Origin of the sequence: Pseudomonas sp. HY2-MNA-CIBAN-0224, assembly GCF_040310285.1 — a bacterium.
In the GTDB taxonomy this organism is placed as follows: domain Bacteria; phylum Pseudomonadota; class Gammaproteobacteria; order Pseudomonadales; family Pseudomonadaceae; genus Aquipseudomonas; species Aquipseudomonas helleri.
The window spans coordinates 1-467 of the sequence record NZ_JBEOPQ010000170.1 but is presented as its reverse complement, the minus strand read 5'-3'; the positions used below and the strand labels follow the sequence as shown (position 1 = coordinate 467).

At 40.0% G+C, this 467-nt stretch carries 1 protein-coding gene; it reads left to right on the top strand.

Translation table 11 applies throughout. The features are described from left to right. The coding region (locus AAEZ03_RS25880; RefSeq protein ID WP_350582577.1) for an integrase core domain-containing protein at positions 1 to 361 on the top strand (361 nt) is incomplete at its 5' end. Positions 362 to 467: the final 106 nt, after the last annotated feature.

Sequence of the window (467 nt, the reverse complement as noted above, 5' to 3'; positions counted from 1 at the left end):
AAAAATGGCATATCACATAAGACTTGAGCCTAAAGGCGTGCTGTTTCATTCAGATCAAGGTGGTCATTATACCAGTGAAGAGTATGCTAAATGCGTAGCCAAGTGCAATGGTATGTCGCATAGTATGAGCCGACGAGGCAACTGTTGGGACAATGCACCTACAGAGAGGTTCTTTAGAAGCTTTAAGACAGAGTGGATGCCAAAAAACGGCTATGACAATATTGATGAGGCTCAGCAGGCAGTAAATGATTATATTTGGGGCTATTATCAAAGTGTAAGACCACACAGCTTTAATGAGTATTTAACACCGAGCGAGAAAGAGAGACTTTATTTCAACAAAAACCTCTTAAGTACTGTCTAAAAATATTTGACCACTACAGTAAGATAACGGGTACATTTGACTCCGAACCCTATCAAGCATTTCACTCATTTCTAACATCGAGGGTGGTTTCTGCTCTTTTTTAGAG